Annotated in this window: 17 protein-coding genes; 12 read left to right on the forward strand and 5 right to left on the reverse strand. The window is 61.4% G+C overall.

The window, feature by feature from the left end:
• The first annotated feature begins 130 nt into the window (after positions 1–130).
• The 3 genes from ADU59_RS02430 (at position 131) to ADU59_RS02440 (ending at position 1,305) form a co-directional block, all read left to right on the forward strand.
• Positions 131–313 (forward strand): hypothetical protein, encoded by a 183-nt coding sequence (locus ADU59_RS02430; protein WP_068951335.1) that lies wholly within the window; start codon positions 131–133, stop codon positions 311–313.
• Positions 314–522: 209 nt separating this feature from the next.
• The gene (locus tag ADU59_RS02435) at positions 523–915 is read left to right on the forward strand and encodes a hypothetical protein (protein WP_068951337.1); all 393 of its coding nucleotides are present in this window, start codon (positions 523–525) and stop codon (positions 913–915) included.
• A gap of 129 nt (positions 916–1,044) precedes the next feature.
• Positions 1,045–1,305, forward strand: a complete 261-nt coding sequence (locus tag ADU59_RS02440) for a hypothetical protein (protein ID WP_068951339.1) — start codon at positions 1,045–1,047, stop codon at positions 1,303–1,305.
• 15 nt (positions 1,306–1,320) lie between these two features.
• Here ADU59_RS02440 and pdxA read toward each other — a convergent pair whose 3' ends face one another.
• From pdxA to ADU59_RS02460, 4 genes are all read right to left on the reverse strand, one after another.
• Positions 1,321–2,301, reverse strand: a complete 981-nt coding sequence (gene pdxA / locus ADU59_RS02445) for a 4-hydroxythreonine-4-phosphate dehydrogenase PdxA (protein ID WP_068951341.1) — start codon at positions 2,299–2,301, stop codon at positions 1,321–1,323.
• Between the two features lie 72 nt (positions 2,302–2,373).
• Positions 2,374–3,507 (reverse strand): iron-containing alcohol dehydrogenase, encoded by a 1,134-nt coding sequence (locus ADU59_RS02450; protein WP_068952508.1) that lies wholly within the window; start codon positions 3,505–3,507, stop codon positions 2,374–2,376.
• Positions 3,508–3,908: 401 nt separating this feature from the next.
• A complete protein-coding gene (locus ADU59_RS02455) occupies positions 3,909–5,114 on the reverse strand; it encodes a sialidase family protein (RefSeq protein WP_068951344.1) in 1,206 nt (401 codons plus the stop codon).
• A gap of 11 nt (positions 5,115–5,125) precedes the next feature.
• A complete protein-coding gene (locus tag ADU59_RS02460) occupies positions 5,126–6,031 on the reverse strand; it encodes a dihydrodipicolinate synthase family protein (RefSeq protein WP_068951346.1) in 906 nt (301 codons plus the stop codon).
• 293 nt (positions 6,032–6,324) lie between these two features.
• Between ADU59_RS02460 and ADU59_RS02465 the strand changes: the two genes are divergently transcribed.
• From ADU59_RS02465 to ADU59_RS02495, 7 genes are all read left to right on the forward strand, one after another.
• Complete coding sequence (locus ADU59_RS02465) at positions 6,325–7,977, forward strand: ABC transporter substrate-binding protein (RefSeq protein WP_068951348.1); 1,653 nt, start codon at positions 6,325–6,327, stop codon at positions 7,975–7,977.
• 135 nt (positions 7,978–8,112) lie between these two features.
• Complete coding sequence (locus ADU59_RS02470; protein WP_068951350.1) at positions 8,113–9,069, forward strand: ABC transporter permease; 957 nt, start codon at positions 8,113–8,115, stop codon at positions 9,067–9,069.
• A 2-nt stretch (positions 9,070–9,071) separates the two neighbouring features.
• A complete protein-coding gene (locus ADU59_RS02475) occupies positions 9,072–10,028 on the forward strand; it encodes an ABC transporter permease (protein WP_068951352.1) in 957 nt (318 codons plus the stop codon).
• A complete protein-coding gene (locus tag ADU59_RS02480; protein WP_193427062.1) occupies positions 10,028–11,062 on the forward strand; it encodes an ABC transporter ATP-binding protein in 1,035 nt (344 codons plus the stop codon). The genes ADU59_RS02475 and ADU59_RS02480 overlap by 1 nt, the downstream gene beginning before the upstream one ends.
• The gene (locus tag ADU59_RS02485; protein WP_068951354.1) at positions 11,062–12,054 is read left to right on the forward strand and encodes an ABC transporter ATP-binding protein; all 993 of its coding nucleotides are present in this window, start codon (positions 11,062–11,064) and stop codon (positions 12,052–12,054) included. Before ADU59_RS02480 ends, ADU59_RS02485 begins: the two co-directional genes overlap by 1 nt.
• A complete protein-coding gene (locus ADU59_RS02490; protein WP_068951355.1) occupies positions 12,051–13,154 on the forward strand; it encodes a four-carbon acid sugar kinase family protein in 1,104 nt (367 codons plus the stop codon). Before ADU59_RS02485 ends, ADU59_RS02490 begins: the two co-directional genes overlap by 4 nt.
• A gap of 5 nt (positions 13,155–13,159) precedes the next feature.
• On the forward strand, positions 13,160–13,918 hold the full coding sequence (locus ADU59_RS02495; RefSeq protein WP_068952513.1) for a FadR/GntR family transcriptional regulator: 759 nt from the start codon (positions 13,160–13,162) through the stop codon (positions 13,916–13,918).
• A gap of 91 nt (positions 13,919–14,009) precedes the next feature.
• Here ADU59_RS02495 and ADU59_RS02500 read toward each other — a convergent pair whose 3' ends face one another.
• Positions 14,010–15,200, reverse strand: a complete 1,191-nt coding sequence (locus ADU59_RS02500; protein WP_068951357.1) for a polysaccharide biosynthesis/export family protein — start codon at positions 15,198–15,200, stop codon at positions 14,010–14,012.
• 411 nt (positions 15,201–15,611) lie between these two features.
• Between ADU59_RS02500 and ADU59_RS02505 the strand changes: the two genes are divergently transcribed.
• Positions 15,612–23,192 (forward strand): type I polyketide synthase, encoded by a 7,581-nt coding sequence (locus tag ADU59_RS02505; RefSeq protein WP_068951359.1) that lies wholly within the window; start codon positions 15,612–15,614, stop codon positions 23,190–23,192.
• Positions 23,189–24,604, forward strand: coding sequence for an aminotransferase class I/II-fold pyridoxal phosphate-dependent enzyme (locus ADU59_RS02510; RefSeq protein ID WP_068951361.1), 1,416 nt, complete (start codon positions 23,189–23,191; stop codon positions 24,602–24,604). Before ADU59_RS02505 ends, ADU59_RS02510 begins: the two co-directional genes overlap by 4 nt.
• Positions 24,605–24,618 lie beyond the last annotated feature (14 nt).

A 24,618-nucleotide genomic window follows, 5' to 3' on the forward strand; every position in this document is an offset into this window, starting at 1 on the left:
CGGCCCTTCGGGCTCTTGACTTTTCATCAAAACAAGAACATAAAGTGAACAAATGGAACAATACAGGCCGGAAAAGCCTTTGTATCCGTAACGACACGATCACTCCGCCGCCCAACCTTTGAGGTAAGACATGAGCCATGTTGATGAAATTACCGCGCGGACGCAGGCAATTCTGGCACGTTCAAGAGCGTTCCGGGAGCGCTCGCAGGCCATGCGGGAAGAGCACAAGGCTCTGATCGAGCGCGCCTCGATCAAGTCCGGCCAGCTTCACTTCGTGTTTCCCTCTTCCAGCTCCGACAGCGCCAAGCACTAAAGGGTCGTCGTTGCGTGGCACCATCCCGCGCCCCTCGCCCTGCCGCAAGAAGGGCCACGTGACGTTTCTTGCAGCCTGAACCGGGGTTGCATCGGAGCAAACCGCGGCGCTACTTGCGCGAGACACCCATGATATGGTGCATCGGTGTTGATTGCGCGCCTGTGGCGGTTTACTTAGGCCGCATTGAAACGAGACTCCGAGTTCCGATAATGGCAATTTCCGATCTGATCCTGCAACTCCAGCACGCCAAAGAACCCAGCAAGGAACTCGATATCTCCATCGGGATCGTCATGGGCTACAAGCGTCATGTGAAGACCGTGGAAAAGGAAGACGGCAGCCAGAAGGAACGGAAGGTCGTCTGGCTCTATCCCAACAATGGTAACGAAAGCAGCCTGCCCGCTTTTACGGCCAAGCTCGACGATGCCTATTTCCTCGCTCAAAGCCTGGTACCGGGCTGCGTCGGCGGCGTCAGCTGGGATTCGCGCGGTGGAACGGCCAGGATCGACGACGGCCCCTATTTCACGGCCACCACGCCTGCCCTGGCGCTCTGCATTGCCGCGCTCAGCGTCAAGCATTTCCAGCAGGATGCCGAATCGAAGTGAATTCTCTCGGCGGGTTCACCGATCTGCCGATCATAAGACAATGGCAGGGGCCGCACGCTGGCGCAGCCTTGAACGCGCCACCGGTCACGCTAAATGCTTCAGATACGCGTCCTTGCGGAGTAAACCCCGATGAAATCTTTTGTTGTCCTCAGTGCCGCGGCCTTGATGCTTGCATCCTGCACCACGCCGGAGGTCGAGCCGATCCCCGGCAGCATCACCTATGGCGGCCAGCCGCGAACCAGGCTGATGAAGTCGCCGATCGGCAGTGTCGTGCACAATTCGTTCCGCACCGTTACCGGCGTTGCCTATGAGACCTACATCCTCCAGCCGGACCGCTCGCTAAAGCTTGTCCGGCGCGATATCCGCAGCGACTTTTTCGATCAGAACTAGCCGGGCGCCTGTTGGTCAGGCGGCCACGTTTCTTGGCGCCGCGGCAACCATCCGTGCGTAGTCGATCGCCGACAGCATGTTGGCGTGGTTGGCCTTGCCCGTGCCGGCAATATCGAACGCCGTGCCGTGATCGACCGAAACACGGTCGATCGGCAATCCGAGCGAGACGTTGACGGCGGTCTCGAAGGCGACCAGCTTGATCGGGATATGTCCCTGGTCGTGATATTGCGCCACCACCAGATCGAAGGCACCGCCATAGGCGCGGGCATAGACCGTATCGGCGGAAATCGGGCCGACCACGTCGATCCCCTTCGCCCGTGCCAGCTCGACGGCCGGGGCCAGAAACTTGGTATCCTCGTCGCCGAACAGGCCACCCTCGCCGCAATGCGGATTGATGCCGGCAACCGCGATGCGCGCCTTGCGGCCAAGGCGCAGGAAATGCCTGTGCCCGGCCTCGATGGTCGCCAGCACCCGCTCGACGGTTGCCCGGTCGATCGCCGTGCGCAGTGACACATGCGTGGACACATGGATGGTGTTCAGCCGCTCGGATGCCAGCAGCATGAAGGAGCTTTTCGATCCGGTCAGATGGGCGAGAAGACCGGTATGGCCGTCAAAATGATGACCGGCGAGGTTCATCGCCTCCTTGTTGATCGGGGCCGTGACGATGCAATCGACAGCGCCGGACATGGCCAGTTCGACCGCACGCTTGATATAGCGCACCGAGGCATCGCCGGCGACGGGGCTGACCTTGCCGATCTCGGGCAGGCTGCCATCGATGGCCACCTCATCGACAGCAATGGCGCCTGCAACCGGCGTTGCCGAAAACCGCAATTCCGTTCCCGTCATCCGGTTTGCCCGCTCCAGCGCTTCGACATTGCCGACGATGACAAAATTCGCCCTGTCGGCTTGCGGCAATGCCGCCAGAGCCTTGACGATGACTTCCGGGCCGACGCCGGCGGGATCTCCCAGCGTGACGGCTACGCGCGATGTGCTCATGGCTTGTTGTCCTCCGTGGCGGCCTTGCGGCCTCTCCTGCGGTCAGGTGGCATAGCCGCAGGCCTGTTCCAGTCAATATGCGGCTTGGTAGATCGAAAGAATATCGCCCCGGCCAAGGTCGCGCGGATTGTTGTCGAGAAGACGGCGGATGGCGAAGGCGTCGTCGGCCATCACACCGAGATCGGTTTCGGGCACACCGAGGGCCGAAAGGCGCATCTCGATGCCAAGCCCGGCGCAGAAGCCGAATGTCGCGTCGAATACGGAAGCCTGGTCGGCACCGGCCTTGAGATTGAGCGCCTCGATCACCTGCGTGGTCTTTTGCGTGACGGCGGGGGTATTGAAGGCCAGCACATGCGGAAAGATCAGCGCGTTGGCGGCGCCATGCGCCACATGCCAGCGCGTCCCCAGCGGATAGGCAAGCGCATGGCCGCCGGCGGTATTGACCGGGCCGAGGCAGAAGCCGCCATAGAGCGAGGCGAGCGACAGCCCTGCCCGCGCTTCGGCATCGGCACCATCGGCGACAGCGCGGGCGAGATAACGGCCGACCAGCCGGACGCCTTCGATCGCATAGAGATCGATCATCGGATGGGCCTTGCGATTGGTGAAGGCCTCGACGCAATGGGCCATGGCATCGACGCCCGTCGCAGCCGTGGTTGCGGCCGGAACGGTGAAGGTCAGGCCGGGATCGATGACGGCGATGTCGGCGAGCATATGGATGCTTTCGACCGCGAGCTTGGCCTGCGTGAGCGGGTCGGTGACCAGCGCGCGGATACCAGCCTCGCTTCCGGTGCCGGACGTCGTCGGCACCTGCGCAAGCCCCGCCCGGCGGCGATGGGCAACCTTGCCCGCACCAACGACATCGCGCAATGTCTGCGCTGAACCGGAAAGAACGGAGGCGAGCTTGGCCAGATCCATGGCGCTGCCGCCACCGAAGCCGACGATCAGATCGGCCTGCGCCGCATCGGCTGCCTCCAGCACCAGATCGAGATTGTCCGTATCCGGCTCAGGCTTTACCTGCGAAAAAACAGTGACCTCACCCGGCAATTCGAGAATGCCGACGCGCGACGCATTGAAGGCATCGGACACCACAAGGACGCGCGCAAATCCCTGGCCCGCCGCCCATTTTCCCAGCCTGCCGGCCACGCCGACGCCGAACTCGATGATCTCCGGACGGACGATCGTGATGGGTGCGCTCAAGCTGGTCATGGACATGTCCTCATCGTTTCCGCTCCTGCATCCGTAGCCGGCCGCAGCAAACATGTAAATTTGTTACATAAATCCACTTATCTTGGCAAGAGCGAAGGCCATACCTATTCCCCTTTTCTGATCTTCGGACGTTTAAAACAAGCGGAATCACGAGCACAATTCGTGTATATATTTGAATATATTGCTATATTTTTTTCCACCCGTGGCCCTTTCCAGAAGATCTCGACTGAAGGACGGATGAAAAACAGCGAATGCGCCTCGATCACGACTTGTATAAATCTAAACCAAATCGACACGCAACGACCTGATTAGCACGCAATTGGCGCCAATTTGTCAAAAACTGACCCCATCAGCAGCCCACTCATCCACTTGTAAAAACCGCCAGACCGTCCCGCCGGCATTCAAGCCGCGCAGCCGGGCTCCAGCCGCACATATTTGATGGCGCGGCGATAATAGGTATAGGCGACATGCAGGGCGCCATCCGGACCTTCAATGATCGATGGGTAGGAATATTCCCGGTTGAGCGCGTCCTTGGAATTGTTGGTCAGGCAATAGCCGTCGCCGGTCTCGAGATTGCGGGAAGCGGCAAAGCTTTCTCCGCCGTCGCCGGAAAAAACCAGGCTCATCGGCGCACGCGGAACACCCCATATGGCCTTGGGGCGGCCATCCGGCAACGCGGCTTCGACCTCGGACGGCGGCACCTGCGCACCCTCCTCCGCCTCGATCTCGTCATAGAGCGAATGGCGCCGGTCGCTGGACGTCAGGGCATTGGAATGATTGTAGATTATTGCAATCCGGCCATCCGAGAGCGCGGTCGCCTGGATCGACGAATTGTTGTTCGGCAGCGCGGTGGGTTCGGGCGCACTCCAGCTCATCCCGTCATCAAGCGAAACGCTACGCAGTATCTGCGTGGCGAACCGGTTGCGGAAGAAGGCCACCATCCGCCCCTTATTCCGAGCAACAATGTTCATGTGCACGGCACCGACACTATCCGGTACATCGACCATCTGCCAGCTGGCGCCGGCGTCGCGCGACAGCAGGACCGCCGCCGTATCGACATCGCCGGTCCAGCGCAGACCGGGTTCGCCGACACAGCGAAACACCGGCAGCAGCCAATGTCCCGACCGGTTGACGACGATGGGCTGGCGTACGAATGTGCCCGGGATATCGCAGAGAATCTCGACCGCGCCGAATGTGCGCCCGCCATCCGCGGAGATCCGCCGCTTGACGACGGCGCCGTCCTGATTGCCCGATGTCTGTGACGTGAAGATCAGCCAGACCTTGCCATTCGGCGCGGTGAAGAGAAGCGGGTTCTGTTCCGATTTCTGCGGATCGTCCGACATTTTTTCCGGCTCCGACCATTGCGTGGAACCGGGCGCCAGCCGCGACATGTAAATCGAGATATCGCCCATGCCCTCCATCGTGCCGCCGAACCAGACACAGGCCAGCGCACCATCGGGCAGAAAGGCGAGATTGGCGGCGTGGTTCTGTACGCAGGGCGACGGCAGAAAGGCATCGAAACGCTGCTTTTCCGTGCCGTGCGACAGGATAACACCGCTCATAAGCGGCGGAATTTCCTCAGGTTTCAGCCCGGAACCGAATGTCATGGCTCACACCCTCACGGCAGCTGCGCAAACTTGACCGCCAGATCCGCCTGATCGGCCGCACTCAGCGCCATCAGCGGCGGGCGAGGCCGCGCCCAAGCGGAATTGCCATTCTTCAATCCGACCATTGCCTTGATCGTCGGGATCTGGACGTAAGAATTGGACAGCGATCGGTAGGCGTTGATACGCGCCTGCGCTGCGTCAACCTCGGCCGCACGGGTCGGATCGCTGGCATGATCGTAGACGGTGCGCAGGGAATCGGCGACCAGATTGGACGTTGCTGTGATGCAGCCCGCGCCACCCGCCTTGATCAGCGGCAGCAGCAGCGGATCGGCGCCTGCAAGCACGGAAAAGCCCGGGAAAGCAGCCAAAAGCGCCTGCATATTGGCAAAATCGCCGGCGGAATCCTTGATGCCGACCACCGTATCCGGAAACGCCGCGATCAACCGGCCGATCAGCGGCAGGGTCAGCGGAATGCCGGAAACCTGCGGAATATGATAGAGGACGACGCGCAGCCGGTCGTCGGCGATCGTCTCGATGATCCGCGCATAGGCCGAAAACAGGCCATCGTCCGATACGCCCTTGTAGTAGAAGGGCGGCAGCATGACGACGCGGGTGACGCCAACAGATAGCGCATGCCGCGTCAGCTCGACGGTATCCGGAATGGCCGCAACACCCGTCCCCGGCATCAACTGATCCGGCGCGATGCCGGCCTTCAAAGCAGCCTCCAGAATGCCGCGGCGTTCGGTCGATGAAAACGAGTTCGCCTCGCCCGTCGTACCGAGCAGCGCCACACCGTGGCATCCCTCATCGAGAAGACGCTGGCAATGGGCCGTAAACAGGCCGAGATCCGGGCTGTCGTCGGCATTGAGCGGCGTCGTGGCGGCGCTGTAAACGCCGGTTATCCTGTGAATCGTCATTCTGCGAACTCCTCCCGCCGCCGGCCGGCGACTGATGCCACCACCGTTTCCCGCTTTTTCCTCAATCATGACAAGTTGTCAAGAAAAAATCAGCAGGTGGAATTTCGGCAATAAAATATCCCATTGATAAATATGATCTTTATTCTACGAAGCCCCACGCCCGAGAATGCGCCAAAGATTTAATGTTGACATATTTACAATATCGATCCAGTGTCCGCTCTCATCATGGCGCGGCAACCTGTCAGGAACCGGACAGACGGAGGGCGCGATGACAGCATCTTTGGGAGGATCAGATGTCTAATCAGAACAACGTATCCGGCTCGTCGCAGCCGCAGATGACACGCCGCAACGCCCTGAAACTTGGCCTCGGCACGAGTGTGGCCCTTGGCCTGTTCGGCCTGAACGCTCGCATCGTCATGGCCGAGGAGGGCCAGGTACTCAAAGTCGCGAACCCCGCCTTTAACCAGGATTGGTCGCCGTTGCGCGGCGGCGGCGTACCGTATCGCTGGAATTCCGCCTGGTGGGCATCGCCGATGTATTTCGACAGCAAAGGCGAATTGCACCCTTACGTCTTTACAAGCTGGGAGCATGATGCCGACAACAAGACTTGGACCTTCAAGATCGACCCGAAGGCCGTCTTCTCGGATGGCAGCAAGATCACCGCGGAGGACGTCAAGGGCTCCTGGAACGTTTCGGCGATGCCGAACACCAAGAACCAGCGCGCCGATCAGGTCCTGAGCAAGGTCGCCGGCTACGCCGATGTCAGCGCCGGCAAGGCCAAGGAAATCTCCGGCATCGCAACACCGGACGAAGGCACCGTCGTTGTCACCCTGTCGGAAGCCGATCCGATCTTCTTCATGCGGCTGGGCAATCATATCGCCCCGATCACCAAAGCCTCGCAGTCGCGAGGCGAAGATGGCGAGGAGGTCGCCGACTGGTACACACCGGCGAGCAACGCCGTCTATTCCGGCCCCTTCAAGCTGACCAGCATCGACCTTGACGCCGGCAAGCTGGTGTTCGAGCCCAACGAGAACTTCTTTGGTCCGAAGCCGAAGCTGGCCCGCATCGAAATCGACTCGATCGAGGACAACGTCACCGCGACATCGCTGCTGAAATCCGGCGAGTACAACGCCCATACCGAGCTTGTCACCTCGACCATCGTGCAGGATCTCGGCACCAGCTTTGCCGAAGGCCCGCTGATCCCGACCAGCCAGCATTTCTGGTTCAATGCCGCCCGCGCGCCAATGGATGACCCCAAGGTTCGCCAGGCGCTGATCATGGCCGTCGACCGCGAAGGCCTGATGAAGGCCTCCTTCCCGGATGGCCCGCACAAGAAGACCGACCAGGTCATCAACTCCGTTCCCGGTGCCGACAAGTCCGGCTTCGAGCCCTATCCGTATGATCCGGAAGGCGCCAAGAAATTGCTGGCCGAATCGAGCTATGGCGGTCCGGAACGTCTGCCTAAGCTCCTCTTCGTCGGCGTTTCCGGCCCGGCGATCGAGGCTGCGGCACAGTTTATCGCCGAGCAGTGGCGCCAGAACCTCGGCATCACCGCCGTCGACATGAAGCCGCAGCAGGATGCCTATGCCGGCCCCGACCAGAACGCGGTGCAGATCTTCCGCGACGACGTCGGCACGCGTGTTCCGGATGCCGTGTCCTACCTCGCCGGCTCCATCGCGTCCACATCGTCGAACGCACAGAACAAGCTTGGCGGATACAAGAACGACAAGGTTGACAGCCTGCTGGCAGAGGCAGCGACGAAGGCGGCGGACGATCCGCAGCGCGTGGCGCTTGCTCTGGAAGCCCAGAAGGCCTTCCGCGAGGACTGGAGCTTCATCCCCTGGTACGCCCAGGCCATGTCCCGCTGGGCCACCGACAAGGTGTCCGGGATGGACAAGAACCTCGACTGGCAGGTTGTCGCCCCCTGGGACATCTCGGTCGCCTGAGCCGACACGACAACCAACTCCGTGCGGGGCCGAAACGCTTCGCACGGATTGCCAATGCTGGAGTATGATTGCGGATCTTTGCCGCAGGGCAAAGCTCGAAGCATCATCTTCTGAAACTATGGGTGGGAGACTGCCATGCTGCGTTACATAACGACCCGTTTCCTTGTCTGGATCCCATCCGTCCTGCTCGTCATGCTCGGCGTCTATGCCCTGGCCTATTACGGCGCCGGCGACCCGATCAAACTGATCTTCCTGCGTGCGCCGGGCGACGTCGCCTACAATCCTGAGCGCATCGAGGCTATCCGTGAAAGTGCGGGCCTCAACAGGCCGTTCCTCATCCAGTTCGGCAGCTATATCTGGAACCTGCTGCACGGCAATTTCGGCAACTCGCTGAGTTCCGGCCGCTCGGTCTGGGCGATGATTTCCGCCGCAGCCCCCGTTTCTTTCAAGCTGGCACTCTGTTCCGTCATCCTCACCGCCGTCGTCGCCATTCCCCTGGGATTGATCGCAGCGCTGAACCAGAATACCCGCACCGATTATGCCATCCTCGGCTCGGCCCTGTTTCTCTGGGCGATCCCTGCCTATGTCGCCGGCCCGATGCTGATGGTCTTGCTCATCATGATCTTGCCCGGTTCGGCCGTGCCTTATGGCTGGGGTGGCGTTTTCGACGTGCGCATCCTGCTGCCCCTCTTCGTGCTTTCCTTCCAGCCGATCGCGCTGATCGTGCGCCAGACACGCGCGGCCGTCATCGAGGTGTTGTCGGAAGATTTCGTCCGCACGGCGCGGGCCAAGGGTGTGCCGGAGGTGATTGTCGCGCTGCGCCATATCCTGCGCCCGGTGCTGACGCCCGTGGTCACCCAGCTCGGCCTGATCATGATCACCATCGTCAACGGCGCCATCTTCGTCGAGCTGGTCTTTGGCCTGCCCGGCCTTGGGCGCCTGACGGTGCAGGCACTGATCAACACCGACTACCCCGTCATCCTTGCCATCACGCTGATCGGCTCGTTCCTGGTGATGATCTCCAATCTGCTGGTCGATGTGCTCTATCCGCTGCTCGACCCGCGTGCCAACGACACCAGAAGGAGCCGCTGACCGTGTCCGTCGTTCCCATCACCACTCCCCTCGAAATCGAGCCGCCCGTCAGCCTGTGGCGCGATGCCTGGCATCGGCTGCGCCGCAACAGGCTTGCCGTCTTCGGCCTTGCCGTCGCCGTCATCCTTGCCTTCACCGCCGTCTTCGGACCCTACCTGACGCCCTATGACTTCCTCAGCCAGGATCTCAATTCGCGTAACCTGGCGCCATCGCTGTCGCATCTCTTCGGCACCGACGACCTTGGCCGCGATGTGTTCAGCCGCGTGATCTACGGCACACGCACCGCTTTCCTCGTCGCCATCGTCGTCACCTTCATCGCCGTCCTGATCGGCGTGACGCTCGGCGCCCTGGCCGGTTTCTTCGGCGGCTGGCTCGACCGGATCGTCATGTGGCTGACCGACATGACGATGTCGATCCCGAACCTTCTGCTCGTCGTCGTCATCAACGCTTCGCTCAAGTCACCGATCTCGATGTGGATGGAGAGCCGCTATCTGGCAACACTCAACCCGTTCTACCGCGAAACCATCTGGGTGGATTTCCTGCTGGTCTTCGGCTCGATGGCGCTGATCTCCTGGCCGCCCTATGCGCGTCTCGTCCGCGCGCAGGTGCTGTCCATCCGCTCGCGGCCCTATATCACCGCGGCACAGGCGCTGGGGCTGACCAACCGCATCATCCTGATGCGCTATGTCGTGCCGAATGCGCTGGGCCCGCTGATCGTCGCTGTCAGCGCCGGCCTCGGCACCGCCATGGTGCTGGAAAGCGCCTTCTCGTTCCTCGGCGTCGGGGTCAATCCGCCGACGCCAAGCTGGGGCAACATGATCTCCGACGGCCTGCGCGTCTGGCAGCATTATCCGCATCTCCTGGCCGCCCCCGCCGCCGTTCTCGGCCTTGCCTCCGTCGCCTTCTCGTTTCTCGGCGACGGTCTCAACGATGCCCTCAATCCGCGCGGAGCCAAGTGATGATGATGGCCAACGACATCCGTCCTGAACCGACGCCCAAGACCCGCGAGCGCCTGCTTGACGTCAAGGGCCTGACGATCGAGATCGAGACCCGCAACGGTCCGGCCACCATCGTCGATGGTATCGACCTGCATGTCGACAAGGGCGAAACCCTCGGCATCGTTGGCGAATCCGGCTGCGGCAAGAGCCTGACAATGCTCAGCATGATGCGGCTCCTGCCCAACAAGATCCGCGTCACCAAGGGCGAGGCCAACTTTGCCGGCCGCGACCTGCAGAAAATGTCGAACTCGGAGTTGCGCAAGGTGCGCGGCGGCGAGGTCGGCTTCATCTTCCAGGATCCAATGACCTCACTCAACCCGGTGATGCGCATCGGCCAGCAACTGGCCGAGCCGCTGATCTATCATCGCGGCATGTCAAAGGCTGACGCCCGCAAGCGGGCCGGTGAACTGCTAAAGCTGGTCGGCATTCCCGGCGCCGAAGATCGTCTCGACGCCTATCCGCACGAATTGTCGGGCGGCATGCGCCAGCGCGTGATGATCGCCATCGGCCTTGCCTGCAATCCGCAGCTTCTGATTGCCGATGAACCGACGACCGCGCTCGACGTGACAATCCAGGCGCAGATCGTCGATCTGGTAAAGGACCTGCGCAACAAGCTCGGCATGTCCGTCGTCTGGATCACCCATGATCTGGCACTGATCGCCGGCCTCGTCGATCGCATCAATGTGCTCTACGCCGGCACCGTCGTCGAGGATGCGCCGGTCGATGCGCTGTTTGCCAATCCGAGCCATCCCTACACCCGGGGACTTCTCGCCTCGATCCCGAAACTCTCCGACGAACGCTCATCGCGCCTCAGCTCGATCGGCGGCACGCCGCCGGAACCCGGCCGCCGCCCGAAGGGCTGTCCTTTCGCGCCGCGTTGTCCACTGGCGGAATCCATCTGCCACGAACGCGTTCCCTCGCTCGAAGGTCTCCATCAGGACGGTGCACACCGTGTCGCCTGTTTTGTCGCGCAACGAAAACTGGAGGCTGCGTGATGGGTGCCCAACCGCTGATGCGCATCGAAAATCTGGTCAAGCATTTTCACGTCCGGCTCGGCGCCTTTGGCGAGCGTGCCGCCACCGTACACGCGCTGGATGACGTCAATTTCGATATTTTCGAAGGCGAAACTCTCAGCCTGGTCGGTGAATCCGGGTGCGGCAAGTCCACCACCGGCTTCACCATTCTCAACCTGCACCGGGCGACCGAAGGCAAGGTGATCTATCAGGGCAAGAACATCGTCGAGCTCGACGAAAAGGCAATGCGGCCCTATCGGCGCCAATTGCAGATCGTCTTTCAGGACCCCTATTCGACGCTCAATCCGCGCATGACCATCGGCGAGGCCGTCGGTGAGCCGATCCTGTTCCACAAACTTGCGACCAAGGCGGAGCTACCCCAGAAGATTTCCGAGCTGCTCGCCGATGTCGGCCTGCCGCCGCGCTTTGCCTCGCGCTATCCGCATGAGCTGTCCGGCGGCCAGCGCCAGCGCGTGGCGATTGCCCGGGCGCTCGCCTGCCAGCCGAAGTTCATCGTCTGCGACGAGGCGATCTCGGCACTCGACGTTTCGGTGCAGGCACAGATCATCAATCTGCTGCTCGACCTGCAGCAGAAATACGGACTGACCTATCTGTTTATCGCCCATGACCTTGCAGTGGTGCGCCATATCAGCGACCGCGTCGGTGTCATGTATCTCGGCCGCCTGGCGGAGCTTGCCACGCGCGAGGAGCTGTTCGAGCATCCTTTGCATCCCTATACCAAGGCGCTGCTCTCCGCCGTGCCGGAAGCCGATCCCGCGCACGAGCGCAGCCGCAAGCGGCAGATCCTGCAGGGTGACGTACCGAGCCCGCTGTCACCCCCCTCCGGCTGCCGCTTCCACACCCGCTGCCCGATCGCCATGGGCGTCTGCTCCAAGGTCGTACCGGAATGGCGCGAGGCACGGCCCGGACACATGGTCGCCTGTCACGCCGTGACCGAGGGCCTGCCCGGATGACATTGCAAGCCGCCATCATCGCCGACGACCTGACGGGCGCGCTCGATACCGGCACCCCTTTCGTGGAAGCCGGCCTGACGGTGGCGGTGGCAATCGACGTGGAGGCACTGACCGAGGCGCTCGCACGCGATCCTGATGTCGTCGTGGTCAACACCGCGTCACGGGCGCTTTCCGCTGATGAGGCGGCGGAACGGGTCGAGGCGGCTCTTGCCATACTCGGACCGGCAAGGCCGCGCATTCTGTTCAAGAAGATCGATTCCCGGCTCAAGGGCAATATCGCAGCAGAGAGCATGGCGCTTGCCAAGGCTGCGGACCGCAACCGGATCATCGTCGCTCCCGCCATTCCCGATCAGCAGCGCTTTACCGTCAATGGCGCCGTCACCGGCCGCGGCGTGGACATCCCATTGCCTATCCGGGCCCTGTTTCCGGCGACCGCCGTGCCGATCAATGTTTACGACGCCTGCACCGATGCCGAGCTGGACGATCTGGTCCGTACCACCGATTGGCCGGAAGTGATTGCCGTTGGCGCACGCGGCCTCGGCAGTGCCTTTGCCCGTTCGCTGGCACGGTCCGTAACCGCTCGCCCGGCCTTCTCGCCCTCGACGGAGACCCTCTTGGCTTTCGGATCGCGCGATCCCATCACGATGGCCCAGATCCAGCATCTCCGCGAGAACCGGCACATCGCTACCCTCGTGGATGCGGCCGCCGGCGATCTTCCGGCACACTCCATCGCAAAGCTTCCCGCAGTGGCGCGATGCACCGGCGAGGAGACGGCCCGGCCGGAACGGGTCGCTGCCCGTTTCGCAGAGGGCATTCGCCAGGCGGTAAAGCAAACCCGGCCGGACATCGTGATGATGGGCGGCGGCGACACGGCCCTGGCTATTCTGCAACAGCTGGGAGTGAACGTCCTGATCCCGGGCGGTGAAATCGAGGCCGGCATTCCCTGGTTCGAGATTGAAGACGCTGATGGCAGGACGTTCTGCTGCGCCGTCAAATCGGGGGGCTTCGGCAATGTCGATTCTTTGCTAAAACTCGTTCCTGAGAATCTGCTAAGTCAAACGACGTCCAACAGGACAAGGATCGAAAAACAGGCGTGGTGAAGAAAATGGCGCAAGACGCCCCCTCAATCGGAGAGCCCGGCCCGGGCGCCAAACCAGAGCGCGTCAAATCGGTGAGACTGGTCGATCGCGTTTTCGATCAGCTGCGCGAACGCATCCGTTCCGGCAATTATCCGCCGGACTCCCGCCTGCCGGGCGAACATGAGCTGGCATCGATCATGGGCGTCTCCCGCCCCATCGTGCGCGATGCGCTTGGCCGCCTGCGTGAAGAAGGCATGGTCTATTCCCGGCAGGGAGCAGGCACTTTCGTCAGCGCTCAGGCATCGCCTGCCACTCATCTTGCCTATTCCCCGGTCAAGACCATCGCCGATATCCAGCGCTGCTACGAATTCCGCCTGACGATCGAGCCGGTTGCGGCCTTCTTTGCCGCGCAGCGACGCGACGATGCCGCCATCCAGAAGATCGCTGCCGCCCTTGCCGATCTGCGCGAGGCGACCAGCCACCAGCTTCACCGTACCGACGCCGATTTCGTGTTCCACAGATGCGTCACCGAAGCGGCCAACAACCACTACTACACCGCCTCCATCGAGGCGCTGAAGCCACACATCGCCGTCGGCATGCATCTGCATGGCCTGTCGCTGATGGGACCTCGGCTTGGGCTGGAAAAGGTCTTCGAAGAACACAACGCCATTTATCAGGCGATCGCGGATGGCCGCGCCGAGGATGCGCAGAAGGCCATGCGGCTTCATCTCGAGGGCTCCCGCAATCGCCTCTTCGAAGACCGCGTCCTCGATCTCTCCTTCTGAGCAGGCAAAAAGAAAAAGCCAGCGCTCCTTTCGGATGCTGGCTTTTCGATGCGTATTGGGCACCGCCGCAAGGCGTTGCGCTGTCGAAGGATTACTCGCCGAGCCGTTCGATATTGCGTGCCGCGCTCGCTGCGCTGCTTGCCGCACCGATCGGGCGTGCGACGATCGACAGGAACTTGACGAAATCGACGGATGGATGGCGCGACGCGTAGATGACGTCGCGGCTCTTGACCGGGAAGGTCTGACCGACGATCAGGCTGTCCGGGTGGGTCATGTCGAGACGGTAGACGATCGGGTAACGTCCCTGCCTGTCCGGGGCCATGCCCTTGTTCAGCATGGCGTTGAAACGTTGATTGCCAAGCAGGCTCATAACGACATCAGGCTCTTCGTAGCGGAAGACGAAATAGCCCTTCGCGTCGATCGTGTTGTCATTGCCGCCACCGGCAAGCGCCACAGCCTCAAGCAAGTTTAGATCGTTCGCACCGAAATCGACCCGCTTGTTGAGCTTGGTCGACCCCAGAACGGTGAAGGTGCGCGGGTCGCGGGTCACGAAAATCTGGTCGCCGGGCTGGACGTTGACGTTTTCCGACGGGTTTTCGATGATCGACTTCAACAACGCGGTGCCGGTCTTCTTGCCGCGAACCAGCGTGACATAGGTCTCGTATGGCTGCGCCGACGGGCCGCCGGCCTTGGCGATCACCTCGTTGATGGTTTCGCTGACCAGGCTGAGAGGCACGACGGAAGAGTGGCCGACGGCACCAGAAACAGTAACGTTGCGTGATGCGGTCGCCATGCTGGTGACGATTACATCCGGTTCGACGGCCTTCTTGACGAGTGCATCGAGAATAGTCTGACGTGCCTGCTCCAGGGTCTTGCCGGCAAACTGGACCGAGCCGACATAGGGAATCGAGGCCTTGCCGTTGGGTTGAACCACGAGCTCCAGGTTGGTCTGCTTGGAATCTGTTGTGGAAAACAGTCCGTCGCTGCCGGCTTCGAAGATCGTGACCTTCAACGCGTCACCGACACCGATAACGACCCGGCCAACGCCGCCGCCGCCGATTCCGAACCGCCGATTGAGCGCGGTTGCCACATAGTCGGAAACAAGACGCGCCGAGCGCGCATCGACGTCGATGATATCATAGGCGACCGTGTTCTTCCGGCCGAGCTCCTGCCCTGAAAGGCCTGCGTCCTTGGTGATCGTCGAAGAGAGCGGGCCTTCGCCCGGAACTGCCTGACATCCCGTCAGTAGGGCGCATATCAGGACTGCATTCAAACGGTTCAATTAAAGCACTCCGAAATCGGCGCATAATGGTATTTGCAATACCATCGGTGCCGCTGCATTCTAGTAACCGGAATCCCGATCGCCCTTGAAAAGCACAATCATTGTCCCACAACAAGCCATTCAAGGTCACATCCGCTCAAATAATTTGCAGTGCGCCTTTCCGGCAATAGGTTCTCCACAAGGGTTACGGCGTGTTTCCATAAGTGTTTTGGACAGCCACACACCCCGTGTATGTTCGCCAATAGGGTTGAAAGCTAGTGAACATGGGTTAAAAGGACGCTAATATACCGGCGTCAACGTTGGGACGAGGTGATCTCATAGATCGGGAAAAATGAGGTTCCGATTGCTTTTTTCGCGTATCAAGTGCAATCAGCAAGACAACTCAAAGCAGTTTAGAGCGTTCGAATAAACATGACAGTTGAAATCATAGGGCGCGCATGTCAGGCCCCCGGGGCGAATTCGCCGCAGGCGTTGTTTCGAATTCTACGCCAAGGCAAATGCACCGTCACACGCATACCTTCGGATCGTTGGGACCTTGCTCGCTTTTGGCATCCTGTCATTGGCAACCCGGGCAAGACCTATTCCTTTGCCGCCGGCGTGCTCGACAGTATCTATGATTTCGACCCGGCCGTCTTCGGCATGTCGCAACGCGAAGCCATGTACATGGATCCGCAGCAGCGCGTTCTCCTGCAGCTGGCCTGGCGCGCGCTTGAGGATGCGAATATTTCCATCCCGTCACTGCATGGGGAAAATGTCGGCGTCTACGTCGGCGCCTCAAGCCTCGACCATGCCAACCTGACCGTCGAGGATCCGGCCGCGGCAGGCCCGTATTTCATGACCGGAAATACGCTTTCGATCGTTTCCAACCGCATTTCCCATATTTTCGGCCTGAGCGGCCCAAGCATGACGGTCGATACCGCCTGCTCCTCATCGCTGGTCGCCCTCGATCAGGCGATGCGCGCACTGAACGCCGGTGAAATCGACACGGCCATCGTCGGCGGTGTCAATATCCTTGCGCATCCGCTCCCCTTCGTCGGCTTCGCCCAGGCGCGCATGCTCTCGCCGGAAGGCCTGTGCCGCGCCTATGACAATGATGGAGCCGGGTACGTGCGTGCCGAAGGCGGCGTCGTTTTCGTCCTGCGCCGCTCTGACAGGGCACGCCAGGAGAAGGACCGCAGCTACGCCAAGATTGTCGCGACCGGCGTCAATTCAGCCGGGCGCACCAACGGCATTTCGCTGCCTTCGCGCGAGGCCCAGGCCAATCTGCTGCGCTCGATCTATGAAGGCAACAATATCGATTCCAACCAGGTTGCCTTCGTCGAAGGCCACGGCACCGGCACCAAAGTGGGCGACCCTTCCGAAGTCTGGTCGATCGGCACGGTCATCGGCGCCAACCGCCGCGCACCGGTCCCGATCGGTTCGATCAAGTCGAATATCGGCCATACGGAGCCGGCGTCCGGCCTGTTCGGCATGCTCAAGGCCGTCATGGCGCTTGAGAACAACTACCTGCCGGCATCGCTGCATTTCGACACGCCGAATGAGAACATCGATTTCGACGGGCTGAACGTCCGCGTCACCGCGAACCCGATCGAACTCTTGCGCGGCAAGCGCGCGCGCCTTGCCGGCATCAACTCCTTCGGCTTCGGCGGTGCCAATGCCCATGTCGTCATCAGCGATCCGGACCCCGTTCAGGACGAGCGTAACCGCAACAACGCCACCGGCCATGTCTTCATGGCCAGCGCCCATACGGTCAGCAGCCTTGAAGAGCTGCTGAAGTCGTACAAGTCGACCTTCGCCAAGGCTTCCAAGGATGAAGCGCGGGCCGTGATTGCCGCTTCCGGCGCCAACCGCACGCAGATGCGCCACCGCTTTGCCGCGCGCAGCGACCATCCCGAAGACATCATCCGCGCCATTGCCAGCCATCTCGAAAAGCCGGCGTCCGATATCGGTGAAACCGGCGAAGCGGTGACCAAGGACGCAAAGGTTGCCTTCGTCTTCTCCGGAAACGGCTCGCAATGGGCCGGCATGGGTGTCGAGGCCTTCCGCGAGAACCTGCATTTCCGCCAGTGTTTCACGTCGGTCAGCGCACTGTTCAAGTTCCACTCGGATATCGTGCTGACGGACCTGCTCACCGATCCCGATCTGGACAAGAAGCTTTCCGATACCAAGTTTGCCCAGCCGCTGCTGTTTGCCGTTCAGGCAGCCCTGTCGGATTCACTCGTTGCCATGGGCATCAAGCCGACGGCGGTCTTCGGCCATTCCGTCGGCGAAATCGCCGCCGCCTATGCTGCCGGCGCCCTTTCGCTCGTCGACGCGGTTTCGATCGTCGCCAAGCGTTCGCTGCATCAGGATTTGCTGGCCGGACAGGGCACGATGGCTGCGGCCATGCTCAGCGAAGAGGCGGCAAACGCTTTTGCCAAAGCCCGTGGTCTCGAACAGATCTGCGTCGCGGCTATCAACGCGCATAACTCGGTGACGATTTCGGGCCCGGCGCACGAGGTTTCCGCCTTCCGCGACGCCGCGCGCAGGGCGAAAATTCCCGTCCAGATTCTCGACATCAATTATCCGTTCCATCACCCGATCATCGACCGGGCCAAGAAGGCTTTCCTCGCTGACATCCCGGACATTGCGCCGCGCAAATCCGAACTCGCCTATCTGTCCACCGTCACCGGCGAACGGATGGATGGCACGCAGCTCGATCCGGACTACTGGTGGAAGAACGTCCGCGAACCGGTCCGCTTCCAGGCCGCCACAGAGGCCGCCATCGAACTCGGCTGCAGCCTGTTCATTGAAATTTCGCCTCGCCCGATCCTGTCGTCCTACCTGAAGGAAACGGTCAAGCAGGCATCCATCCCCGGCATGGTCGTTCCGACCTTGCTGCGCGATACCGGCGACAAGGGCCAGGATCCCATCTCGCGCGCCATGGCGCGTGCTATTGCTCATGGGGCTGCCTTCGACGAAGCGCGCCTGTTCGGCAAGCGCAACGCTTTCGTTCGCCTGCCGAACCTGCCATTCGAGCAGAGCGAACTGCGCCCGCCATCGACCAGCGATGCGACCGATCTGTTCGGCCGCGGCGCCAAGACGCCTTATACCCTGACGGGCTGGCGCTCTGACCTCAATAGCGGCAGCTGGAAGAACCATATCGACGCACATCTCTTCCCCGATCTGGCGGAACATGTCGTCGATGGCAAGGCCATCTTGCCCGGCAGCGGTTTCATCGAAATCGCCATCTGCGCCGCCCAGCAATATTACGGCACCACCGAGGTCGACATCACCAACCTGGAGATCGTGCGACCGCTGGAGCTTGCCGACAACAGGATGATGGAACTTTCGACCATCCTGTCGCCCGAAACCGGCGATATCGAGATCCGCTCGCGTGAGCGTCTCTCCGAAGACGACTGGGCCGTGCATGCGGTGGCACGCAGCCGCAAACCTGTCCCCGCAGCCGAGACTCTCTCCGGCAATTTCTTCGCCGGCCTTGAAAAAACGGCAACGGCGACCCCGGCGAAAGCCTATGAGACTGCGCGTCAATTCGGCCTCGACTACGGTCCGCGCTTCCAGCTGATGTCCAAGGCCGTCTCCTATGGCGACCGGTTCATCGAAGTCGAGCTGAAAGACCCCGAACAGGCGGGCAATCCCTTCGTTGCCTACAGCCTCAATCCGATTTCCGTGGATGCGACCTTCCATGGACTGGTTGCCCTGTTCGACCGCTTTACCGGCGAAGCCGGCGGCGCACCCTATATCCCCGTGCGCTTCGGATCGGTGCGCGTCACCAATTCAGGAATGACCGTCAAGCGGGCACTGGTCGAGATCGAACGCATCAGCGCCAATTCGATCAAGGCGAAATTCCGCTTCTTCGGCAAGGGTGGCGAGGTCATCGCCGCCTTCGACGACTGTCGTTTCCGCCGGACCTATCTGCGCCAGCACAAGACGCTGGACATGCTGTCCTTCCACTACGAGGCCGTCCCGTCCGACCGTGCCGCGCCACTCGCCGCAGTGGCGCACGCACGTGCACTGCCACTGCCGCTGATTGCCATCACGGAAGAGAATGGCATCGACAACACGACGCTTCTGTTCAACGCGGCGATCTATCGTGCCTGCCATGAAATCGCGCTCAAGCTCGGCAAGGGAACCGCCAGGATCGATACACGGTCGCTTCCCGGCGATTTCGCCTTCCGATGCTTCCTGGCCAACTGCCTCTACGTCCTGGAAGATGCGGGCCTGTGCGAACACAAGGCCGGCAGCTGGAAAATCGCAACCGAGTTTTCGCTTCCTCCCGTCGGCGATATCCTCAAGGAACTCTACGGCGAACGCGCCGAGCGCGCCGTCGAAGCCGTGCTGATCAACAACTCCTACGCGGAAGCGCTCAATCGCATCGACACTCTCTTTGCCTCCGAAATCTCGGGCAACGAGACTGAAGCAGCAGCCAAACCGCAAGGCTTCATCAGCGACGCAACGCTCGACCATCAGACCGTTCATTCCGAATCGACGCGCCAAAGAATGGACCTGGTGCTGGCCGCGGTTGAAAAGGCGCTGACAAGCGACGATAGAAAAGCCGATCTTCGGATCGTCGAGGCCGGCACGGTATCTCCCGGCTTCACCCGGAAGCTCGCGACGCTGGCTGCGAAACACAATGCCAGCCTGATCGTCGTCGAACCGCGCGAAAACGCCCAGCGCAATCTCGAAATCGCCTTCGAGGAAGATGCCCATGTGCGTGTCCTGAAGAAGGATACTTTCGCAACCCTTCCGGCTTTCGATCTCGTCGTCAGCGCTTCCGATACGATTTTCACGCTGATCGACGAAGATGGAGCTATCCGCAACGCGCTGCGCGTCTGCCTGCAGGAAAATGGCGCTCTTGTTGCCGCCACCAATGCACCGACCGTATTCAGCGACTTTGCCTTCGGATTGACCGAGGGCTGGTTTGCCCGCACCCAGGCCGTCGAATTCCCGATCGGCAAGCTCGCGACCGTCACGCAATGGCAGAAGGACCTGACCGATCTCGGTTTGCGCCATATTTCTGTCGAAGACCGCGAACTGTCGCACGGCAATATCATCACGGTCGAAGCGCAGGGTGGCCAGTTTACCGATACTGCGCAAGCGGCAGACATACAGCCTTCTGACATCTCGAACCCGGTTCTTGTCCTGCACGAAGGCAGTGCTTCAAGCCTGCACAACGTCTTGCCTTCGGGCAAGGATGCCATCCAGGCGCCCCTTGTCCCGGTTCAACTGACCGGCGATTTCGATACTGACAAGGAAAAGATTGCCGAGGCTATCGGAGGGCTCAACGAGAAACCGGTACGCGCAGTCTATCTGTCATCCGTAACCTCCGCCGACCGCGGCCAGGATTCGGCTGTGTTGCAAAATCGCGTGCTCTCGCTGAGTGCCTTTGCCGAGGCCCTGCGCCAGTATTATTCCAATGGCGAGCCGGCAGCCGATCATCGTCCACGCCTTGTGATCGCAGCGCCGGGCGGTGCTCCGGTGACGGCGGGAACGCGCAGCAAGGATGCGCCGGGCTCCAGCATCAACAGCGGTCTGTGGGCGTTCGCCCGCGTGCTGCAGAATGAATATGATATCCTCGATATCCATTCGCTCGATTTCACCGGTCCGAAGGCCGGCGCCGGCAACCAGCTTGCTGCGGCGATCTCGATACTCGGCGACGAAAATGCAAACCGCGAATGGCTGCTCGACGGAACGAGCGGCATCCTCTCGGAAATTCGTGCCGTTCCCGGTCCGGTCGATCATGGCCTGCGCAAGACCACCGAATTCAGGGCTGCAACCATCCGCCAGCGCGTCAGCTCCCAGGTCGGGAGTATTGCCTGGGAAGCATCCGAGATTCCGCAGGCTGGCCCCGATGACGTTGTCGTTGCGGTTGCCGCGACCGGCTTGAACTTCCGCGATGTCATGTGGGCAATGGGCCTTCTGCCGGAAGAAGCGCTGGAAGACGGCTTTGCCGGAGCGACGATCGGCATGGAGCTTTCCGGTCATGTCGTGGCCATCGGCAGCGGCGTCAAGGACCTTTCGGTCGGCGACGCGGTGATGGCGATTGCGCCGGCGGCGTTCTCCACCCATGCCGTCGTTTCGCGGTCGGGCGTTGCCAGACTGCCGGAAACCGTCAGCCCGGTTGCCGCGGCGACTGTCCCGGTTGCCTTCCTCACCGCCTATTACGCGATGGTGGAACTTGGCCGCATTCGCGCCGGTGAAACGATCCTCATCCATGGCGCTGCCGGCGGTGTCGGTCTGGCAGCCCTGCAGGTTGCAAAACTTGCTGGTGCCAAAGTCATCGCCACCGCAGGAACGCACGAGAAACGCCGCTTCCTGAAGATGCTCGGAGCCGATCACGTCTTTGATTCCCGCTCACTGGCCTTCGTCAACGACATTCTTGGCGTCACCGGCGGCGAAGGCGTGGACCTTGTCCTCAACTCACTGTTTGCGGAAGCCATGGAGCAGAGCCTGTCGCTGGTGAAGCCGTTCGGCCGTTTCCTGGAACTGGGAAAACGCGACTACTATGCCGACAGCAAGATCGGCCTTCGCCCGTTCCGCCGCAACATCAGCTACTTCGGCATCGATGCCGACCAGCTGCTGGTCAACGCCCCGGATCTGACAAAACGGATTTTCACCGAGATCGGCGCGCTGTTCGAAGAGGGCAAGCTTGTGCCCCTGCCCTACCGCGCCTTCGGCTTCGACGAAATCGGCAACGCCTTCCGCCTGATGCAGAATGCCGGCCACATCGGCAAGATCGTCGTCTTGCCGCCCGTTTCCGGACGCGATGAAGTCGCCAACCGGCCAACCGGCCGCATGACGATCGATAGCCTCGGCGTTCACCTAGTCGTCGGCGGTATCGGCGGCTTTGGTCTTGCAGCGGCCAACTGGCTGGTGGACAAGGGCGCGCGTAACATCGCGCTTGCCACGCGCCGCGGCATTGCCGATATCGAGACCCTCGAGGCCATCAAGCGTTGGGAGAACAGAGGCGTCTCGGCGACCGTTCATGCCTGCGACGTGACCGACGAAGCCGCAACCGGCAAGCTGCTGGAAACGCTCCGGCAGGTCGGCCCGCTGAAAACCGTCATTCACGCGGCCATGGTTCTCGATGACGCGCTGATCAACAATCTTAGCCGCGAACGCAACCGTCCGGTCATCGACGTAAAGGTCCAGGGTGCCGCCGTCCTCGATCGGCTGACGCGCGCGGATACACTCGAACATTTCATCATGTTCTCGTCGGCGACGACGCTGGTCGGCAATCCGGGTCAGGCCAACTACGTGGCCGCCAACGGCTATCTCGAAGGACTTGCCCGGGCACGCCGGCTGGAAGGCCTGCCGGGTCTCGCGATCGGCTTCGGCGCTATCGCCGACAAGGGCTATCTGGCGCAGAACACCGACGTCAACGACCTGCTCTCCAAGCGTATCGGCAAGACTGCGCTGAAGGCACAGTCCGCCCTCAATCAGGTCGAGAGCTACATCCGATCCGATCCGGGCACGGTCGATGCCGCGGTGGCCATGATCTCGGAACTCGACTGGGCGGCGGCGCGCAATCTGCCGGTCGTTCGCAATGCCCTGTTCGAGGTTATCCTGCGAACGGCTGACCAGCATTCGCCAGGCAGCGACGGCAAGACCATGAACCTCGTGGCGATGATCGATGGAAAATCGCCGCAGGAGGCCGAAGACATCCTCTATGATCTGGTGGCCGGCGAAATTGCCGCTATCCTGCGCGTGTCGAAGGACACGGTTTCACGCAACAAGATTCTCAAGGAAATCGGTCTCGACAGCCTGATGGCGGTGGAACTCGGGATCAGTTTCCAGCAGAATACCGGCTTCGACATGCCGTTGAGCGGGGTTGCCGACAATACGACCGTCGGCGATGTCGCCCGCAAGCTTTACGACAAGGTCAGCAAGCGGGATCACGGCAGCGAAGAAGACTGCGAGCCAGCCGACAACAAGATCGTCACCGAGCTCACCCAGCGCCACACCGGCACGGAGAAGGCAGCCAGCCAATGAGCAAGGACGACGAGCGTCACAGCGTTTCGAAGATGAACAGCAGCCTGAAGGAAAATCTGCTGGACCGGATGCGCAACGCGCATCAGTCTTCAGAGCGAAACCGCATGGCTCGCTCCGAGCGTGACGTTCCTCCTCCGGTCAGACGCAAGCAGACCAGGTTCGAGGATCTGCCGGAATACAAGCAGGTCCAGACACAGCAAATCGCGAGCGAACAGCTGGGCATCGCCAACCCCTTCTACCGGGCCCACCAGACGGCAGCCGGTGCGACGACCGTCATCGACGGACGCAAGCTGATCAACTTTGCCTCCTATGACTATCTCGGCCTCAACCGGCATCCGCATGTGCTTGCCCAGGCGCGCGACACCATCAACACCTTCGGCATCTCGGCATCCGCCAGCCGGCTGGTGGCGGGCGAGCGCCCCGCACATGCCGAACTGGAAGAGCGCATCGCCGCCTTCTACGGCGTCGATGCTTCCGTCTGCTTCGTCAGCGGCTACCTGACCAATGTCGCGGCGATCAGCTGCCTCATGGGTCCGAAAGACCTGGTGGTGCATGACGAGTTCATCCACAACAGCGCACTGGCCGGCATCAAGCTGTCCGGGGCGACGCGGCGCCTCTTCAAGCACAATGATGCGAACGATCTGGAGCATGTGCTGCGCACCGTGGCCGGTGACTACCGCCGTATCCTCGTGATCGTCGAAGGCGTCTATTCGATGGACGGCGACATCGCCAACCTGCCGGCGATCGTGAAGCTGAAGGCCGAATACGGTTTCTGGCTGATGGTCGACGAAGCCCATGCCCTTGGCATTCTTGGAAGGCGCGGCAAAGGCACGTTCGAGCATTTCGGCATCGATCCGCGCCAGGTCGATATCTGGATGGGAACGCTCTCCAAGACGACGTCGAGTTGCGGCGGCTATATTGCCGGCAGCGCTGCACTGGCTGCGGTTCTCAAGGCAACTGCCGGCGGCTTCGTCTACAGCGTCGGCCTTGCTCCGGTGCTGACGGCGTCGGCGATCGCGAGCCTCGACATTCTGGAAAGCGAACCGGAACGGGTAGCGGCATTGAAGCGCAATGGGGCGCTGTTCCTGAAGCTTGCCCAGGAAGCTGGGCTCGATACGGGTTTGAGCGCCGGCTTCTCGGTTGTTCCGGTGCTGGTCGGGGATTCGCTGCGCGCCGTTCAGCTGTCGAACGATCTTCTTGCCGCCGGCATCAACGCCCTGCCGATCATTCACCCGGCGGTACCGGAAGGCATGGCGCGTTTGCGGTTCTTCATCACCAGCGAGCATACCGAAGAGCAGATCCGTCAGACCATGGCGATGACGGCGGAAAAACTGAAAGACCTCACCGAGCGGAATTTCGGTCTCGCATCGATCGATGTCCAGCAGATGATGAAGATGCTCGCCTCCCGATAAATCGATAATCCTGA

This window comes from Pararhizobium polonicum (genome assembly GCF_001687365.1).
Taxonomy (GTDB): domain Bacteria; phylum Pseudomonadota; class Alphaproteobacteria; order Rhizobiales; family Rhizobiaceae; genus Pararhizobium; species Pararhizobium polonicum.